Annotated in this window: 14 protein-coding genes and 2 pseudogenes; 8 read left to right on the forward strand and 8 right to left on the reverse strand. The window is 64.1% G+C overall.

Annotated elements, in window-relative coordinates; genetic code table 11:
- Window positions 1-239 precede the first annotated feature (239 nt).
- The 3 genes and pseudogenes from ALC15_RS45785 to ALC15_RS43970 all read left to right on the forward strand — a co-directional run.
- Window positions 240-633: pseudogene (locus tag ALC15_RS45785) on the forward strand (hypothetical protein); the annotation flags it as partial.
- 132 nt (window positions 634-765) lie between these two features.
- Window positions 766-993, forward strand: coding sequence for a hypothetical protein (locus ALC15_RS45370; protein WP_128089396.1), 228 nt, complete (start codon window positions 766-768; stop codon window positions 991-993).
- A 344-nt stretch (window positions 994-1,337) separates the two neighbouring features.
- Window positions 1,338-1,487, forward strand: a complete 150-nt coding sequence (locus ALC15_RS43970; protein WP_157860845.1) for a hypothetical protein — start codon at window positions 1,338-1,340, stop codon at window positions 1,485-1,487.
- Between the two features lie 376 nt (window positions 1,488-1,863).
- On the opposite strand, the gene pyk is transcribed toward ALC15_RS43970, so the two are convergent.
- The 5 genes from pyk to ALC15_RS01100 form a co-directional block, all read right to left on the reverse strand.
- Entirely contained in the window at window positions 1,864-3,279 is a 1,416-nt protein-coding gene (pyk, locus tag ALC15_RS01080) for a pyruvate kinase (protein WP_050625683.1), read from the reverse strand.
- 65 nt (window positions 3,280-3,344) lie between these two features.
- The gene (gene oxlT / locus ALC15_RS01085; RefSeq protein ID WP_050625684.1) at window positions 3,345-4,706 is read right to left on the reverse strand and encodes an oxalate/formate MFS antiporter; all 1,362 of its coding nucleotides are present in this window, start codon (window positions 4,704-4,706) and stop codon (window positions 3,345-3,347) included.
- Between the two features lie 61 nt (window positions 4,707-4,767).
- On the reverse strand, window positions 4,768-5,550 hold the full coding sequence (locus ALC15_RS01090) for a fumarylacetoacetate hydrolase family protein (protein WP_050625685.1): 783 nt from the start codon (window positions 5,548-5,550) through the stop codon (window positions 4,768-4,770).
- Window positions 5,551-5,555: 5 nt separating this feature from the next.
- On the reverse strand, window positions 5,556-6,572 hold the full coding sequence (locus tag ALC15_RS01095) for a 2-dehydropantoate 2-reductase (protein WP_050625686.1): 1,017 nt from the start codon (window positions 6,570-6,572) through the stop codon (window positions 5,556-5,558).
- An 86-nt stretch (window positions 6,573-6,658) separates the two neighbouring features.
- Window positions 6,659-7,072 (reverse strand): CBS domain-containing protein, encoded by a 414-nt coding sequence (locus ALC15_RS01100; RefSeq protein WP_050625687.1) that lies wholly within the window; start codon window positions 7,070-7,072, stop codon window positions 6,659-6,661.
- A gap of 230 nt (window positions 7,073-7,302) precedes the next feature.
- On the opposite strand from ALC15_RS01100, the gene ALC15_RS01105 reads away from it, so the two are divergent.
- The 5 genes and pseudogenes from ALC15_RS01105 (at window position 7,303) to ALC15_RS01125 (ending at window position 13,628) form a co-directional block, all read left to right on the forward strand.
- Window positions 7,303-8,151, forward strand: a complete 849-nt coding sequence (locus tag ALC15_RS01105; protein WP_050625688.1) for an IclR family transcriptional regulator — start codon at window positions 7,303-7,305, stop codon at window positions 8,149-8,151.
- Between the two features lie 182 nt (window positions 8,152-8,333).
- Window positions 8,334-10,121, forward strand: coding sequence for a glyoxylate carboligase (gcl, locus tag ALC15_RS01110; RefSeq protein ID WP_050625689.1), 1,788 nt, complete (start codon window positions 8,334-8,336; stop codon window positions 10,119-10,121).
- A gap of 38 nt (window positions 10,122-10,159) precedes the next feature.
- Window positions 10,160-10,944, forward strand: a pseudogene (hyi, locus tag ALC15_RS01115) (hydroxypyruvate isomerase).
- A gap of 25 nt (window positions 10,945-10,969) precedes the next feature.
- A complete protein-coding gene (locus tag ALC15_RS01120; RefSeq protein ID WP_050625690.1) occupies window positions 10,970-11,857 on the forward strand; it encodes a 2-hydroxy-3-oxopropionate reductase in 888 nt (295 codons plus the stop codon).
- A 178-nt stretch (window positions 11,858-12,035) separates the two neighbouring features.
- The gene (locus ALC15_RS01125) at window positions 12,036-13,628 is read left to right on the forward strand and encodes a gamma-glutamyltransferase family protein (protein WP_050625691.1); all 1,593 of its coding nucleotides are present in this window, start codon (window positions 12,036-12,038) and stop codon (window positions 13,626-13,628) included.
- Between the two features lie 152 nt (window positions 13,629-13,780).
- Here the strand turns inward: ALC15_RS01125 and ALC15_RS01130 are convergent, their stop codons facing one another.
- The 3 genes from ALC15_RS01130 to ALC15_RS01140 form a co-directional block, all read right to left on the reverse strand.
- A complete protein-coding gene (locus tag ALC15_RS01130; protein WP_050625835.1) occupies window positions 13,781-14,515 on the reverse strand; it encodes a TetR/AcrR family transcriptional regulator in 735 nt (244 codons plus the stop codon).
- Between the two features lie 159 nt (window positions 14,516-14,674).
- Window positions 14,675-15,877, reverse strand: coding sequence for an amidohydrolase family protein (locus ALC15_RS01135; RefSeq protein WP_050625692.1), 1,203 nt, complete (start codon window positions 15,875-15,877; stop codon window positions 14,675-14,677).
- 16 nt (window positions 15,878-15,893) lie between these two features.
- On the reverse strand, window positions 15,894-16,865 hold the full coding sequence (locus tag ALC15_RS01140; RefSeq protein WP_094193602.1) for a polysaccharide deacetylase family protein: 972 nt from the start codon (window positions 16,863-16,865) through the stop codon (window positions 15,894-15,896).
- Window positions 16,866-16,934 lie beyond the last annotated feature (69 nt).

The raw sequence follows: 16,934 nt of genomic DNA on the forward strand, positions 1-16,934 counted from the left end.
AGATTTGTCGTCACTTCGCATACAAAGTTCGCGCGCGGTGCCTGTGGTGTTACAGCTTCACGCGGATGTGCAGCTACGTGAAATCGAGCGAAACTTTCTGCGAAGAGAAGCCAAGCGACTTGCGCCGATCAGTACCCCTCAATTTAATGTCCGTCCGGAGCGCATCTGCAGGGGATTGACGACGAGAGTGAGTTGTACGCTTCGGGCGTCGTCAACTGCAAATTCTTCGCGACCGACCAGTCGCTCCTCGATGCAGCGGCGGGTTGGGATTGAACGCCACGATTCACTTCCTCAATCGGTGACGCCTTGCAGAGTTGTCAGGCCACGGCTCGGCCGCGAGCGTCGAGCGCGCGACCATCCTGGTTGGTCCGGCCTTGATTCTCACGTCGGTCGTCTTGTCCTGCGGGCTGATCGTAATGTTGTTCTCAGGTCTGCCGGAAGCACGGATGTTCGGCTGGCTCAGCACCTTTGCAATGGTCCTCGCACTGATCGCCGACTTGAACCATTTTGCGCCCCACGATCACGTTCCTTCGGTTAGTATTCGAACGGGTTCGCCTAGCCCGTCCGACCTTCCATCCGAGCGTCGTATATCGATTTGTAAGACATAGAAAACTGGTGCGCCCGACAAGATGATCAACAACAGGCGACGTCAGGAGGTAAACCTATAGGAAAGAGCGCTCGCGCCGATACCGTCGTCGGATCGTCGAAGTTTGAATCCGGACTCCAAACCAGCTGTTCCAGAATAGGGGAGGGGATGGGTGAGTCTTGAGCCAGCGTATCGGCTCGCTGTTCTCGCACGTCATGGCTGACGATCTGCATGTCGTCCACGAATGCCGAAAGGGGACGGCTCTTAATCAGCGGCTTGGTCCGAGCGTCCCGAATCGACGACGGTCACGCCGCGAGCACCCAATCCCCCTAGAGCAGCGCCGGACCAATATGTTCCGCGATGCAAACGCGCTCCTGAACAAAGCGACGACTTTGTTTTCATTCTGACAACGGGAATTTTTGCTATGATTTCAATGGACCAAAACCACTAAAAATGGCGGAGCGGCTACTGTAAGCACTGAACTATTTTGAGCCTTCCAAACTGAATACGAGGGTTCGATTCCCTTCACCTGGTCCAGTATTTTCAATCACTTGCGGCACGGTCTCGGCTCCGTTCGGGTAAAGGTGCTGCTGCTCCCTCGGACAGAATCCGCGCATTGGTTCGCGCTGCGCGGCGCTTCCAGATCGCGCCGAGTGCCTGGCGGGGAGCGCCGCAACGGCGTGCGGCCTCCTTATTGAACTCGGCCCAGGATAGCGGCGACCAATCTGTCGGTAGACCGGAGGACCGTGACATGCCCGACTGGATTCTCGCGCCGATCTGTGTGGCCGCGCTGGGCGGCTTTATCTGGTTCGCGTTTCGACAGGGGTTCAGGGTCAAGCCCGACGAGAACAACCGCGACCATCCGACCTTGCCCCTTGGGCCGGACGGGTCGTGGCGCTAAGGGCAGCATCGCGCGAGCGGCGCTTCCGGCGCCAGGATTAGGTATCAATGACGCCCTTTGCGGTCGGCGATCCCTACACCCTTTGGAGTATGCCGATCGTCACGTGAACTTTCTGCCCCGATGTGTAAGCCTAGTCGCTACCGGGATTTTGCAATTCCTTCCTGGGGCTAGGGCCGACGCCGTTCGCATGCATTTTAAGCGGCTGGTGTTGCGCTGATCTGAACCACCGCCCCGTCGCACCATCCCGCTCCCGCACGCGGAGGCGGCCATGAAGCGAATACCGACGAGCGAAGCGATCATCACCGTCGTCCTGCTGGTGATGTTCGCGCTCGTGATCTGGTATGGCGCCATGCCCTGAGCCTCGGGCGCCGCCCCGTCAGGGGAGCGAAACCACTCGCAGATTGTTGGTGCTTCCCGCTTGCCCGAAGGGAATGCCGGCGACGACGACCAGCAGGTCGCGGCTTGATGCAAACTGCTCTGCATGCGCGAGGGCCGTCGCGCGCTCGACCATCTCTTCATAGCTTCCGACATCGTCGGAAAGGACGCTGTGGGCGCCCCACAGCAGGCAGAGGCGGCGCGACACTTCGCGGCTCGGGGTGATGGCGAGGATCGGCAGGCTCGGCCGCTTGCGTGCGACGCGCGCGGCGGTGGTGCCGCTCGACGTGTAGGCCACGATCGCCGCGGCGTGAATCACGGAGGCGAGGTCGGCAGCGGCCGTGGCGACGGCATGCGGCGGCGTCTGCTCCTCGCCGGGCTGGGTCGCCTCGACGATCGAGCGGTACATCTTGTGCTGCTCCGTGCTGCGGATGATGCGATCCATCATCTCGACGGCCTCGCGCGGATAGCGGCCCGTCGCGGATTCTGCCGACAGCATCACGGCATCTGCGCCATCGTAGATCGCGGTCGCAACGTCGGAGACTTCCGCGCGTGTCGGTGTCGGCGCGGCGACCATGGAGTCCAACATTTGCGTGGCGACGATCACCGGCTTCACCGCGAGGCGGCACGCCCGCACCAGCTCCTTCTGACGCCCCGGCACGTCCTCATCCGGAATTTCGACGCCGAGGTCGCCGCGCGCGACCATGATGGCGTCGCACAGCTGGATGATGTCGTCGATCCGCTCGAGCGCCGCCGGCTTCTCGATCTTGGCCATCAGGCCGGCGCGGTCGCCGACGAGGGCTCTCGCCTCGATGATATCGGACGGCTTTTGCACGAACGACAAGGCGACCCAATCGACGCCGAGCTTCAGCCCGAACTCCAGATCGAGGCGGTCCTTGGTGGTGAGCGGCGAAAGATCGAGTACCGTCCCCGGCAGGTTGACGCCCTTGTGGTTCGAGATCGTGCCACCGACGATCACCTTGGCTTCGATGAAATCGTCACCGAGCCCGGCGACGCGAACCCGCACCCGGCCGTCGTCGATCAGAAGGTCGTGGCCGGGGGCCACTGCCGCGAAGATTTCCCGATGCGGGAGCGGAATCGCGGTTCGGTCGCCTTCCGATCCGGACAGCACAAACCGGATGGTCTCTCCGGCCGCCACGGTAATCTTGCCGTCGCGCAAGGTCCCGACGCGGATCTTCGGGCCCTGCAGATCCATCAGAATGCCGATCGGACGGCCGACGTCCTGTTCCAGTCTTCGGATCGCGGCGTGGACGGTCGCGTGGTCGGTCTGGGTTCCGTGGCTGAAGTTCAGGCGAAACGTATCGACGCCCGCCAGCAGCAGCGCCTTGAGCATCTCGGGGGAACTGCTCGCAGGGCCGACGGTTGCGACGATCTTGGCCCGTCGATGACGACGCATGGGTCACCTCATTGCTGGTTTGCCGGCTGCAACCAATCGTGAGGCTCCGGCCGATAAGTCTCGTATTATGGCGTCTTCTTGAGACCTTCGTAAGACGCCGGTGCCTCCAATAGATCATTTTCGCCGAGGGCCGGCTTTGCGCGGGCGATTGCAACGCCAGCCGTCCGTTCGCTGCCGAGAATGAACGCGCGCCGCATCGGCTTGATCACCAGCAACGCCGTGAGGGCTGCGGTGGCATTGAGCGCCACCGCGACGATGAACACGGCCTGCCAGCCGAATTGCGAGGAGATGATGCTCGCGAGCGGGACGAGCAGCGCCGCGGTGCCCTTCGCGGTGTAGAGCATGCCGTTGTTGGTGGTTGCGTATTTGGCGCCGAAGGTGTCGCCCGACGTCGCCGGGAACAGGCTGTAGATTTCGCCGAACACGCCGAAATAGATCGCCGTGGCGAGCACGAAGACCACCGGAATGTGACCGTAGACGGACAGCGTCAGCAGCATCAGCGCCGCCGTCGCGAACGCAATGAACATCGTGTGCTCGCGGCCGATCGTGTCGGAGATCCAGCCGAAGAACGGGCGGCCGAAACCGTCGAGGACACGATCGAGCGAGATGGCAAAGGTCAGCGCCGCCATCTGGAAGCCCGCGAGCGTAACCGGCGTATCCGCGATCTTGAAGTCATGGGCGATCGGCCCGATCTGCGCGGCAGTCATCAGTCCGCCGGAAGCCACCATGACGAACACCAGGTACATGACCCAGAAGACCGGGGTGCGCAGCACCTGGGGCGGCGTGTAGTTGATCGCGCTCTGCGGCAGGTTGAGCCGCTTCTTCCTGGGAGCCTCGACGCCTTCAGGCGGACGGACGAACCAGGCCAGCAGCAGAACCGTGAGGCCTTGCCCGATTCCGAACGTCAGGAAGGTGCTCTGGTAGCCGCTGGCGGCGATCATGTTGGCAATCGGTACGACGGTGAGGGCCGCGCCCGCGCCAAATCCGGCGGCGGTCGCGCCTGCGGCGAGGCCACGCCGATCCGGAAACCATTTCAGCGCGTTGCCGACGCAGGTGCCGTAGACGGCGCCTGCGCCGATGCCCGCGACAATGGCCGCGGCATAGAGCATGACGAGAGATGCGGCGAATGCGTTCAGCACCCAGGCCAATCCGATCATCAGCCCGCCGAACATGATGACGATGCGGGGACCGTATTTGTCGACGAACCATGCCTCCACCGGCACCAGCCAGGTCTCGGTCATCACGAAGATCGTGAAGGCGAGCTGGATGGCTGGACGGCCCCAGTGAAACTGCGCGTCGATCGGATCAACGAACAGCGTCCACCCGTATTGCAGGTTGGCGATCATCGCCATGCAGACGATGCCGATCGCAAGCTGCAGCCAACGGAAGCCGCCGGGCGACGTTGCCGGTTTCGTGCTGGAGATCATGTGCGCTCCCAAAGCAGGTGTGGTCGTTTGGTCCGGCGTCGGGCCGTCGTCCTGCCGCCGCCTACTGACGAAATTCGTTGGTCAGCTCGCCGATCCCGTCGATCGCGACGGTGACCGTATTGACCGGCTCCTTCATCACCCCGACACCGATCGAGGTCCCGCAGCAGATGAGATCGCCCGGCAACAGCGTCATGTCGTGCGAGATCTTGCTGACCAGCGCCTGTGCGCTGAAGATCATGTCCGCGATCGGATAGTTCTGACGCTCCACGCCGTTGAGGATGGTGCGCACCACGAGGCGCGCGGGGTCGAGGCCCGAGGCGATGACGGGGCCGAAGGGGCCATATCCGTCGAAGCCCTTCGCGCGCGCCCATTGCGGGAAGGTCGGGTCGCGATTGAGGATGTCCGCTGCGGTGACGTCGTTGGTGCAGGTGTAACCGAAGATGAAGGCGTCGGCCTGTTCGGGGGTGACCGCCGTGCAGCGCTTGCCGATGACGATGCCGAGCTCGCCTTCGTAGGTCGTCTTGCCATCGTAGCCCGCCGGGCGCGTGATCACGGCGCCGGGCTCGGTCACGCTGGTCACAGCTTTCAGCAGGTACAACGGTTCGGGCGGCTCAGGTGATTTCAGCTTCGCCGCAAGGGCGTGAAAATTGTTCCAGAGCGCGATGACCTTGCTTGGTTGGGCCGGTGCCAGCAGTTCGACATCGTCGAGCGCCAACGTCTGTCCGGTCGGTCGTGTGTCGCCGAACATCTCCCCTGTGTGCACGGAGATGCCGGACGGGGTGAGGTGCCCGAAGCCGATTTCGGTATCGTGGCGGAAGCGGACCCAGCGCGTCACATTGGCCATCGCGATCACGCCACCGCAAGCGAGCGTGCTTCGACGCCAGCCGCCCCGTCATAGAGGCCGGCCAGCCTGGTGCGTTGCGCGACCAGCGCCAGCACCGCGTCGAGGGCGGGCGTCGCAATATCGGTCATCCGGCCCATCTCCTGCACCACGGTGATCAGCGGATCGATCTCGACGGGACGTCCACGTTCGAGATCCTGCAACATCGAGGTCTTGTGCGCGCCGACCTTGCGTGCGCCCTCGATGCGGCGTTCGACATCGACCCGGAACTTGACGCCGAGGCTTTCCGCGATCGCCTGGGCCTCGAGCATGATCGCCCGGGACAGCGCGCGCGTGCCGGGATTGCTGCAGATCACGTCGAGGGTCGCGTGGGTGAGGGCGCTGATCGGGTTGAAGCAGACATTGCCCCACAGTTTGAGCCAGATCTCGTCGCGGATGCGGTCGAGGACCGGCGCCTTCATGCCCGCCGCGGTGAACAGCTCGGACAGGCGCTGGACGTCGGGCGTGACCTCGCCGGAGGGCTCGCCGAGCGGAAAGTTGTTGCCGTAGACGTGACGGATCACGCCGGGCGTCTCGATCTCGGTCGCCGGGTACACCACGCAGCCGATGGCGCGCCCAGCGCCAAGCTCGCTCCACTGCCGTCCGCCGGGATCGATGCTCTCGAGCGTCGATCCCTCGTGCCGTCCGCCATGCTTGTAGAAATACCAGTAGGGAATGCCGTTGACGGCGGTGACGATGCGGGTCCGCTCGCCCAGCAGGGGTCGCATCGGTTCGATGACGCCGGTGATCGAATGCGCCTTGAGGCAGATGATGACGTAATCCTGCTCGCCGAGTTCGGCGGGATTATCGGTGCAACGAGGATGCACCACGCGCTCTTCTTCGCCGATCAGGAGCTTCAGGCCGTTCTGCCGCATCGCGGCGAGGTGCGCGCCGCGTGCAACCAGGCTGACATCGGCGCCAGCGCGCATCAATTCGACACCGAGATAGCCGCCGATGGCACCGGCGCCGTAGATGCAGATCTTCATGAAAATCCTCGCGAGCAGAGTGGGGACACACTACGAGCCGCAACGGCTCGAGCCGGGTTACATGGCAATGGTTTTCGGAACGTCCGTCAGGCCGCGCACTCGGCTTCCTCGAACGCAAGGCTGATGTCCCGCATGCTCACGACGCCGACGAGCCGGCCGTTGTCGATGACCGGGATATGGCGGACGTCGTGACGGGCCATGAGGTGCTCGACCTCGGTGAGGGTGTGCTGCGAAGTGCAGGACACCAGCGGCCGCGGCGAAATGAACTGCGCGATTTTTGCGGCGAGGCCGCCAGTGCCGCGCTCGGCGATCACGGCGACCACGTCGCGCTCGCTGAACATTCCGACTACGGCAGCGTCGACGCTGCGCGAGATATTCCTGACCACGAGTGCGCCGACATTGCTGGCGTACATCAGGTTCGCCGCGATGCTGACGGTTTCGCTCGAGCCGATCGTCACCGCGGGCGCACGGTGGGTGCGAAGGATGTCCCCGACGAACATGGCATGGTCCTCCCGATTGGGTTGTTAAGAACCAATCGTGGTATACATTATCCCAGAAGTCAAACAAAAGAATCGAAGCATTCTTCGATAAGAACGGCACAAATGCTGACCTATCCGCCAGTATTGTCGCCTTGACTTCGATGTCTTTTGGTATGCCATATGCCAATTCTGGCGCTCGTTACCGGCGAGCGATTTCGTTCTGAACCACAACCGGTTAGGGTCAGGTCGTCATGAAAAGAGAGCCGATCCGCCGCAAGCCGTCCGATCCCGATGTTCGCGCGCAACCGGATCCGGACGCACGAGATGGCGGCGTTCAATCCGTCGATCGCGCGCTGCAAATCATGGAAGCGCTTGCAGAGGACGACGAAGGCTATCGGCTGACCGATCTTGCGATCCGCATCGGCTTGCCGCCGTCGACGGCGCATCGGCTGCTGACGACGCTGGAGAATCGCAGGTTCGTGCAGTTCGACCGCGAGGAGTCGAAATGGCACATCGGTGCGCAGAGCTTCGTGGTCGGCTCGACTTTCATGCGCCGGCGCAATTTTTCCGCGCGGGCCTTGCCCTATCTGCGCAAGCTGCGCGACCAGACCAGGGAGACTGCCAATCTTGCCGTGGTCGACGATGAATCCATCATCGTCGTATCCCGCATCGAAAGCCGGGAGATCATGCGCTCGCTGACCAAGGTTGGCGGGCGCGTCGCGTTGATTGCTTCGGGCGTGGGGAAGGCGGTGCTCGCCGCGTATTCCGATGCCGACATCAATGCGATCATCCGCCGTCGCGGCATGCCGCGCCTGACCGAAAAGTCGATCATTCGACCGGGCGAGTTGTTCAGGGAATTGGAGATCGTGCGGCGGCAGGGCTATGCGGTGGACGATGAAGAGGCCCGGCTCGGCCTGCGCTGCGTGGCCGCGGTCGTCTTCAACGATTGCAGCGAGCCGTTCGCTGCGGTCTCGGTATCGGGCATGGCGGATCGGATGACGGACGAACGCCTGCCGGAGATCGGAGCCATCGTGCACAAGATCGCAGCCGAGCTCACGGCGGAGCTGCGCGGCAGCAGCCCTGCGCAGCCGCAGGCGTGAACGCCGCCGGCTTTCCCGTCGTTGCCGATTTCCATTTCGTCGTCGGCGCTAATCGCTTGGAGATAGGCAAGAAATCGCGAGCGCTGCCACAGCGTGGAAAATCCCATCGATTGCGTTGAGATCGATGGTCGTGGCGCTGATGATCCTGCTCAGGCCAACTCATAGCGAAGCGGGATCATCACATGAAGATGCGAGCGGTGGATGCGGCAGTCCGCATACTTGAACGCGAGGGGATCACTTGCGCTTTTGGCGTTCCCGGCGCCGCGATCAACCCGCTTTACTCCGCACTGAAGCGCAACGGCTCGATCCGACATATCCTGGCGCGGCACGTCGAAGGCGCCTCGCATATGGCGGAGGGCTATACGAGGGCGAACGCGGGCAACATCGGCGTTTGCATCGGCACGTCGGGCCCCGCTGGAACCGACATGATCACCGGCCTCTATTCGGCGATCGCGGATTCGATTCCGATCCTCTGCATCACCGGCCAGGCGCCGCGGGCGCGGCTCTACAAGGAAGATTTCCAGGCCGTCGACATCGAGTCGATCGCAAAGCCGGTGACGAAATGGGCCGTCACCGTGCGCGAGCCGGCGCTGGTGCCGCGCGTGTTCAGCCAGGCTTTCCATGTCATGCGGTCGGGGCGGCCGGGACCGGTGCTGATCGATCTGCCGCTCGATGTTCAATTGGCCGAGATCGAGTTCGACGATGAGACCTATTCGCCGCTGCCGGTCTACAAGCCGACGGCGACGCGCAAGCAGATCGAGAAGGCGCTCGAGATGCTCAACGCCGCGGAGCGGCCGCTGATCGTCGCCGGCGGCGGCGTGATCAACGCCGATGCATCCGAGCTCCTGGTCGCCTTCGCCGAAGCCGTCAACGTGCCGGTGGTCCCGACGCTGATGGCGTGGGGGGCCATTCCCGACGATCACGCGCTGATGGCGGGCATGGTCGGCCTGCAGACCAGCCATCGTTACGCCAACGCCACGATGCTCGAATCCGATTTCGTGCTCGGCATCGGAAACCGCTGGGCCAACCGGCACACCGGTTCGATCGAGACCTACACCAAGGGGCGCAAATTCGTCCATGTCGACATCGAGCCGACGCAGATCGGGCGGGTTTTCAATCCGGACCTCGGCATCGTGTCGGACGCCAAGGCCGCGTTGGAACTGTTCGTGAGCGTCGCCCGGGAGTGGCGCAAGGCCGGCAAGCTGCGCGACCGGCAGGCCTGGCCCGCGGCGTGTCGCGACCGCAAGCGATCGATGCTGCGCAAGAGCCACTTCGACAACATCCCGATCAAGCCGCAGCGCGTCTACGAGGAGATGAACAAGGCGTTCGGCCGTGACACCTGCTACGTCACCGTGATCGGATTGTCGCAGATCGCGGGCGCCCAGTTCCTCAACGTCTATCGCCCGCGCAACTGGATCAACGCCGGACAGGCCGGTCCGCTCGGCTGGACACTGCCGGCCGCGCTCGGCGTGCGTGCCGCCGATCCCGATCGCGACATCGTCGCGCTGTCGGGCGACTACGATTTCCAGTTCCTGATCGAGGAGCTCGCGGTCGGAGCGCAATTCAATCTGCCCTACATCCACGTCGTCGTGAACAATTCATATCTCGGGCTGATCCGGCAGGCGCAGCGCGGCTTCGACATGGACTATCACGTCCAGCTCTCGTTCGAGAACATCAACGCGCCCGAGATCGGTGCCTACGGCGTCGACCATGTGGCCGTCGCCGAAGGGCTCGGCTGCAAGGCGATCCGCGTGACCGATCCGAACGACGCGCAGGCCGCATTCGCGACCGCGCGCGAGCTGATGGCGAAGCACCGCGTGCCCGTGGTGGTGGAGTTCATCCTGGAACGGGTCACCAACATCGCGATGGGAACGGAGATCGACAACATCGTCGAATTCGAGGAGGTGCTCGACCTTCCGCTCGATGACGTGCCGAGCGCACAACGATCCGGCACCTTGCTGCCGGCCTGACGACATCATCCAGCGCTGCCCAAGCGGAGATCCGACCCGTGCCTCAATTTGCCGCCAACCTGACCATGCTGTTCAACGAGCTGCCGTTCCTCGACCGGTTCGCAGCCGCCAAGGCGCCGGCTTCAATGCCGTCGAGTATCTGTTTCCCTACGAGTTCGAAAAGGGCGCATTACGGGAGGAATTGTCGCGCTGCGGGCTGACCCAGGTGCTGCACAACCTGCCGGCCGGCAATTGGGCCGCCGGCGAGCGGGGCATTGCGATCCTGCGCAACCGGGTCGATGAATTTCGCGACGGCGTGGTGCGCGCGATCGACTACGCCAAGGCGCTGGAGTGCCGGCAGCTGAACTGCCTGGTCGGTATCGCTCCGGCGGGCGCGGACGCGACGGAGCTGCGCGAAGTCCTGGTGCCCAATCTGCGCTTCGCCGCCAGCGCTCTCGCGCAGCATGGCATCAAGCTTCTGATCGAACCGATCAACACGCTCGATATTCCCGGCTTCTTCCTGAGCGGGACGGAACAGGCAGTGCAGCTGATTGCCGACGTGGGCTCACCCAATCTGTTCATCCAGTACGACATCTATCACATGCAGATCATGGAAGGCGATCTGGCGCGGACCCTGCAAAAGCATCTCGGCCGGATCGCGCATGTCCAGCTCGCCGACAATCCGGGCCGTTTCGAACCGGGCACCGGCGAGATCAACTATCCCTATCTGTTTAAGCATCTCGACAGCATCGGATATCGCGGCTGGATCGGATGCGAATACAAGCCGCGGACGACCACGCTCGAGAGCCTTGCCTGGCATGCCGCGCAGACGCTCGTGACTTGAATCAGGCTGATCGGAGCATCACCACATGAAAGACATAGGATTCATCGGGCTCGGCACCATGGGACGTCCGATGGCGAGCCACCTCCTGGCAGCGGGCTATCGCCTGTTCCTGCACGATGTCGCACCCATTCCGTCGGAGCTGATTGCGGCCGGCGGTGTTGCATGCGAGTCCGGGAAGCAAGTCGCGCAGGAAGCGGACGCCGTCATCATCATGGTGCCGGATACGCCGCATGTCGAAGCCGTGCTGTTCGGCGAGGGCGGCGTCGCGGAGGGCGTCTCCAAAGGCATGATCGTGGTCGATATGAGCTCGATCTCGCCGCTGGCGACCAAGGATTTTGCCCGCAAGATCGATGCGCTCGGCGCCGACTACCTCGACGCGCCGGTCTCCGGCGGTGAGGTCGGTGCCAAGGCGGCAAGCCTGACCATCATGGTCGGCGGGCGGGAGCGGGCGTTCAATGCGATGAAGCCGGTATTCGAGACGATGGGCAAGAACGTCACCCATGTCGGCGGCAATGGTGACGGCCAGACCACCAAGGTCGCGAACCAGATCATCGTGGCGCTGACCATCGAGGCGGTGAGCGAGGCCCTGCTGTTCGCCTCCAAAGCGGGCGCCGATCCCGCGCTGGTGCGCCAGGCGCTGATGGGCGGCTTCGCGTCGTCCCGGATCCTCGAGGTGCACGGTGATCGCATGATCAAGCGCAACTTCGATCCAGGTTTCCGCATCGAGCTGCATCAGAAGGATCTCAACCTCGCGCTCGAAGGCGCGCGGGCACTCGGGCTGTCGCTGCCAGGCACGGCAGCCGCCCAGCAATTGTTCAACACATGTACCGCCCTCGGCGGCAAAGCCTGGGACCATTCGGCGATATTGAAGGCGTTGGAAGTCATGGCGGGCCACGAGGTCGCGGCTGCCTGAGCCTCCTGCAGCGGATTGGATGAGCTTCAACGGCCGGCCTCTGGCGATGCTATGCTGGTCCGGCGGGTAGGGGGGCGTCGCGCCAGGCGACGAACCCTGCATCCGAGGGAAGGATCTTTAGCTCCTTGACACGGTAAGTAAAAATATTATTACATGCCGGCCTTGGAGAAACGGGCTGATGTTGCAGACAAAACGAAGCTATGGCGGCATGGTGACCGCGCCGCACCACCTCGCGGCGCAGGCTGGACTCGCGGTGTTGTCGGAAGGGGGCAACGCCATCGAGGCGATGATCGCCGCGGCCGCGACGATTGCCGTGGTCTATCCCCACATGAACGGGCTCGGCGGCGACAGCTTCTGGCTCGTCGGCCGCGCCGGTTCGATGCCGGTCGGGATCCAGGCCTGCGGGCGCTCTGCGATGGCGGCCGATCGCGACTGGTATCGCGCGCGCGGTTGCAGCAGCATTCCCGGCCGCGGCCCGCTCGCTGCGCTCACCGTCGCCGGCACGGTCGACGGCTGGCAGAAGGCCTATGAACTCAGCCGTGATCGTCATGACGGCCGGTTGCCGCTGGCGCGGCTGCTCGAGCCCGCGATCCGGCATGCCGAGGACGGCGTCGCCGTCACCAGCACGCTGCATGAAAACATCGGCAAGAAGCGGCATGAGCTCGAAAACGTGCCCGGCTATGCCGAGGTCTATCTGCCGCAAGGCAATCCGCTCGCGGTCGGTGCGCGGCTGCGCCAGCCGCGTGTTGCCGAGACGCTGCGGCGGCTGGCGAAGGCGGGCCTCTCTGATTTCTATCGCGGCGAATTGGCGCGCTCGATGGCGGCCGACCTCGAACGGGTGGGCAGCCCGCTGCGGCTGGCCGATCTGGAGCGCCATCAGGCGTCGCTGGTGACGCCGCTCTCGGTCGAGGTGTCCGGACACAAGATCTACAACATGCCGCCGCCGACGCAGGGGCTGGCTTCGCTGCTGATCCTGGCGCTCTATGCCCGGCGCATGGCCGGGGAGGCCGACGGCGTCGATCATCTGCACCGGCTCGTCGAATGCACCAAGGCCGCGTTCCGGATTCGCAACGGCCATGTCACCGATCCCGACTACATGAAGCGTCCGGCTGCTGAATTCCTGTCCGAGCAGTCGCTGGCCGCGCTGCACGAGACGGTGTCCGACCGGCGCGCCGCGCCTTGGCCGGATCCATCCAAGCAGGGCGACACGGTGTGGCTCGCGGCGACCGATCGCAATGGGCTCAGCGTCAGCTTCATTCAAAGCGTGTACTGGGAGTTTGGTTCGGGCGTCATCCTGCCCGAGAGCGGAGTCACCTGGCAAAACCGCGGAACGAGCTTTGGGCTCGGCGAGGCCGATACCAACAGGCTGGATCCGGGACGCTTGCCGTTCCACACGATCCAGCCGGCGATGGCCGAACTCGGCGATGGACGGCTGATCTCGTATGGCACGATGGGCGGAGAGGGGCAGCCGCAGACCCAGGCCGCGATCTTCAGCCGCTACGCCATGCACGGCCAGGAGCTGCAATCAGCGATCACCGCGCCGCGCTGGCTGCTCGGTCGCACCTGGGGCGAGGAAAACAACAATCTGAAGATCGAATCCCGCTTCGACCCGGCGATCATCGAGCGGCTGCGCGCGCTCGGCCACGACATTCAGGTGACCGGCCCGTTCGAGGAGTTCATGGGACACGCCGGCGCGATCGTCTGGCATCCGGATGGTCTGATGGAAGGGGCCAGCGATCCGCGCAGCGACGGCGTCGTTGCGACCCGCTGAGGGCCGTCACAGCGAGCGAGCCGCACGAGATGGCCTCGTGCGTTTCGCCCGCTAGAGCATGATCCGGAAAAGTGCGAAGCGGTTTTCCGAAAGGATCATGCGCAAACTAAAGGCCAAAGCGCGATGACGATTCAACCCAATCTCATCGCGCTTTAGCGCGACGGCTTGCGGGGCTGCGCGGTTGCCTTCGATCCTGCGGACTTGTACTTGCGTTCCCCGGCGGGAGCCGTCAGCCAGGTCAGGATCATGTCCTGCGCATGCTCGCGCCGCAGCGCAAGCCAGTCGGGATCGCCGAGGTCCTTGTCGAACATCGCCGACAGCGTGTAGCGGTTGGACACGTGGAAATAGCTCATCGCCGTGATTGAGACGTAGAGCTGGATCGGATCGACGTCGCTGCGAAATAGGCCGGCCGCCACGCCGCGCCGCAGGATGCTTTCGATGCTTGCGACCAGCGGCAAGGTGAGATCGGCGATCTTGCGCGATTTGCGCATGTTGCGCCCGCGCTGAAGGTTCTCGGTGTTGATCAGGGCGATGTAGTTCTGGTGCTGCCCGAAGAACGTGAAGGTGAAATCGATCAGCTCGCTCATGGCGGCGATCGGCTCGAGATCATCGAGCTTGAGCTGCTGTTCGGCGGCGCGGATCTCGGTGTAGACGTCCTCGAGGACCGCGATGTAGAGCCCGTTCTTGTCGCCGAAATAGGCGTACAGCAGGCGCATGTTGGCCTTGGCGCGCTGCGCGATGGCTTCGACGCGTGCACCCCCGAGGCCATTGTGGCAGAACTCGAAGGTCGCCGCGCGCAGGATCGCCTCCTTGGTGAGCGCGGAGTCGCGCGGGCGTTTTCCGCGGGTGCTGCGGGTGGGGCTGGTCTGTGCTGTTGTCTCTGTCACGGCGTCAACCTTGCCTGGGCTCGGGTAGTCACGCAAGGCACGGCCGCATCCGGCCACAAAGGGCAGCGGACCAGTTCCCGGCGCAAGCAGCCCGGATTGAGATCGGCATTGCGGCTGTTCGTCAAGGGCGATTCCTCCCTGTTCACTGCTTCCGGCGCCTTAGGTCGCCATCACGCCGCCACGCGCGACGAGCCGGCCGGCCTTGTAGACATCGCGCGGCTTCGGACGCGCGACCACCGCTTCCTGGACGTGCCGGGCATCCAGCACGACGAAATCCGCGGCCCCGCCGACCGTGAGGCCGTAATCCTTGAGGCCGAGCGCACGCGCCGCGTTGGCCGTCACCATGTCGAAGGCCGCGGCCAATTGATCGTCGGTGTTGAACCCGGAGCGATAGCCGACCATCATTGCGCGTTCGAGCAGGTCGCCGTCGCCGTAGGGCCACCAGGAATCGCGGATGTTGTCGTTGCCGGAGAACACGTTGACGCCGGCGTCGCGAAGCAGCAGCACTGGCGGAAATGCGTGCGAGCCCGGCGCATTGGTGAAGATGGCGACGCCGGATTCGGCGAGCTGTTGCGCGGTCCGCTGAGCGACGTCAGTGGCCACCTGGCCGAGCGCGTAGGCATGACTGATCGCGACCTTGCCGCCAAGGCCCGACGCCCTGGTCCGTCGGGCGATTTCCTCGATCTCCGAGATGCCCTGCAGTCCGCCGTCATGCAGGTGAATGTCGATGCCGACGCCGTGCCGCTCCGCGATGCCAAAGACGACGTCGAGATGTCCGGCGGCGTCACCATCATGGCCTGCTGGATCAAGTCCGCCGATCAGGTCGGCGCCGGAGCGAACCGCGTCCTCGAGCAATGCGGCCGTTCCGGGCGAGGTCAGGATGCCGCTCTGGGGAAACGCGACGATCTGGATTGAAACCTTCTCGCGATGCGCCTGCCGCGCGGCGGCGATCGCCTCGAAATGCCGCAGGCCGACCGCGGTGTCGACATCGACATGGCTGCGCATGTGCGCCGTGCCTTGCGAGACGCAGAGGTCGATCAGGGCTGCTGCCCGAACGGCGATCGGCTTCGCGCCGGCGAGCGCTTCCTTCTCGAATTTGACGCGCTCGCGCACGCTGAAGCCCGCGGTGCAGGGCCGATGCGGCTTCCAGTCGTCGCCGATGAAGCATTTGTCGAGGTGGATATGGCCTTCGACCATGCCGGGAAGCACCAGCCGCCGGCCGAGATCATGGGTGTCGCCGACCGCGCCGTAACTTTGCCGGGACGGCGAGACGGCAACGATCTTGCCGCCGCTGACGGCGATTTCCACCAGCTGGCCATCAGTCAGCCGCGCGTTTTGAAACAGTGTGTCGATGGCGGTCAATTGAGTCTCCAGTTTCTTATGTCGGCACGATGCCGTCGGGCAGGGCGCGAGAAAATGCCGCGATCTCGCCGGCAGTGGTGATCCAGATGTCGTCGCGCCTTGCGACGATCGCCTGCAGAGCGCGCCGCAGCGGCCGCAGCCGGTGTGGCTGGCCGACCAGGTACGGATGCAGCGCGATGCCCATGACCAGCGACTGCTTGGTGGACTGCGCCAGCATTTCCTCGAAACTGTCCACGATCATGGTCGCGAACTGCTCGCCGCTGTCCTTGCGCCCGACAATCGAGGGGATGTCGTTCAGTTCCTGTGGATATGGGACGGACAGGATGCGTCCGCCACCCCGTGTCGAGAACCACACCGGCTGATCGTCCATGCACCAGTCAAGCAGGTAGCGGTAGCCGGCTTCAGCGAGCAGGTCCGGGGTGACGGCGGATTGCGAGATCCACGGACCGAGCCAGCCGAGCGGCCGCCGTCCCTCGGCGCGCGCGATGACATCCGTCGCCTCCTCGATCAGTCGCTGCTCGTCGGCAGGGGAGAGCACGCCCTGGCGTTCGGAGTTGGTCCGGCCATGGCCGACCACCTCGTCGCCGCGTGCGCGAAAGGCGTCCATCACTTCCGGGCAATAGTGATAGATGCTGCTGTTCGCAAGCACCGAGAGCGGCAGCTTCAGTTCGTCGAACAGATCGATGAGCCGCCACACGCCGACCCGGTTGCCATAGTCGCGCCAGGCGTAGTTGAGAACGTCCGGGTGCGGGCCGCCCGGGCAGAGCTCGGCGCCAAGCCCGTCGCCGAACGCGAAGTGCTCGAGGTTGAGCGCGATGTAGACCGCCAGCCGCTTGCCGCTCGGCCACACGAAGTCGGGGCGGCGCGTGATCGCGCTGTAGCGGTAGCGGTTATGCGAGACAAGACCGCGCGCCGGATCAGGTGGTTGCGCAGATGTTGCATCGCCGAGCACGGCTCGCTCCGGTTCCGCTCTAATCTCCCGCTGCATCGCAATCTCCATTCGGCGCGCGATCGGCCGCTTGACATTCGCCAATTTGTGAAGAAAGTTTTTACTTCC

This window comes from Bradyrhizobium viridifuturi (genome assembly GCF_001238275.1).
In the GTDB taxonomy this organism is placed as follows: domain Bacteria; phylum Pseudomonadota; class Alphaproteobacteria; order Rhizobiales; family Xanthobacteraceae; genus Bradyrhizobium; species Bradyrhizobium viridifuturi.

Coding starts and splice junctions, on each gene's coding strand:
- ALC15_RS01125 (WP_050625691.1), top strand. CDS start 12,036: ATGTTGCAGACAAAACGAAGCTATGGCGGCATGGTGACCGCGCCGCAC.
- pyk (WP_050625683.1), bottom strand. CDS start 3,279: ATGCGTCGTCATCGACGGGCCAAGATCGTCGCAACCGTCGGCCCTGCG.
- ALC15_RS01140 (WP_094193602.1), bottom strand. CDS start 16,865: ATGCAGCGGGAGATTAGAGCGGAACCGGAGCGAGCCGTGCTCGGCGAT.
- ALC15_RS01090 (WP_050625685.1), bottom strand. CDS start 5,550: ATGGCCAATGTGACGCGCTGGGTCCGCTTCCGCCACGATACCGAAATC.
- ALC15_RS01100 (WP_050625687.1), bottom strand. CDS start 7,072: ATGTTCGTCGGGGACATCCTTCGCACCCACCGTGCGCCCGCGGTGACG.
- ALC15_RS43970 (WP_157860845.1), top strand. CDS start 1,338: ATGCCCGACTGGATTCTCGCGCCGATCTGTGTGGCCGCGCTGGGCGGC.
- ALC15_RS01095 (WP_050625686.1), bottom strand. CDS start 6,572: ATGAAGATCTGCATCTACGGCGCCGGTGCCATCGGCGGCTATCTCGGT.
- ALC15_RS01120 (WP_050625690.1), top strand. CDS start 10,970: ATGAAAGACATAGGATTCATCGGGCTCGGCACCATGGGACGTCCGATG.
- ALC15_RS01105 (WP_050625688.1), top strand. CDS start 7,303: ATGAAAAGAGAGCCGATCCGCCGCAAGCCGTCCGATCCCGATGTTCGC.
- gcl (WP_050625689.1), top strand. CDS start 8,334: ATGAAGATGCGAGCGGTGGATGCGGCAGTCCGCATACTTGAACGCGAG.
- oxlT (WP_050625684.1), bottom strand. CDS start 4,706: ATGATCTCCAGCACGAAACCGGCAACGTCGCCCGGCGGCTTCCGTTGG.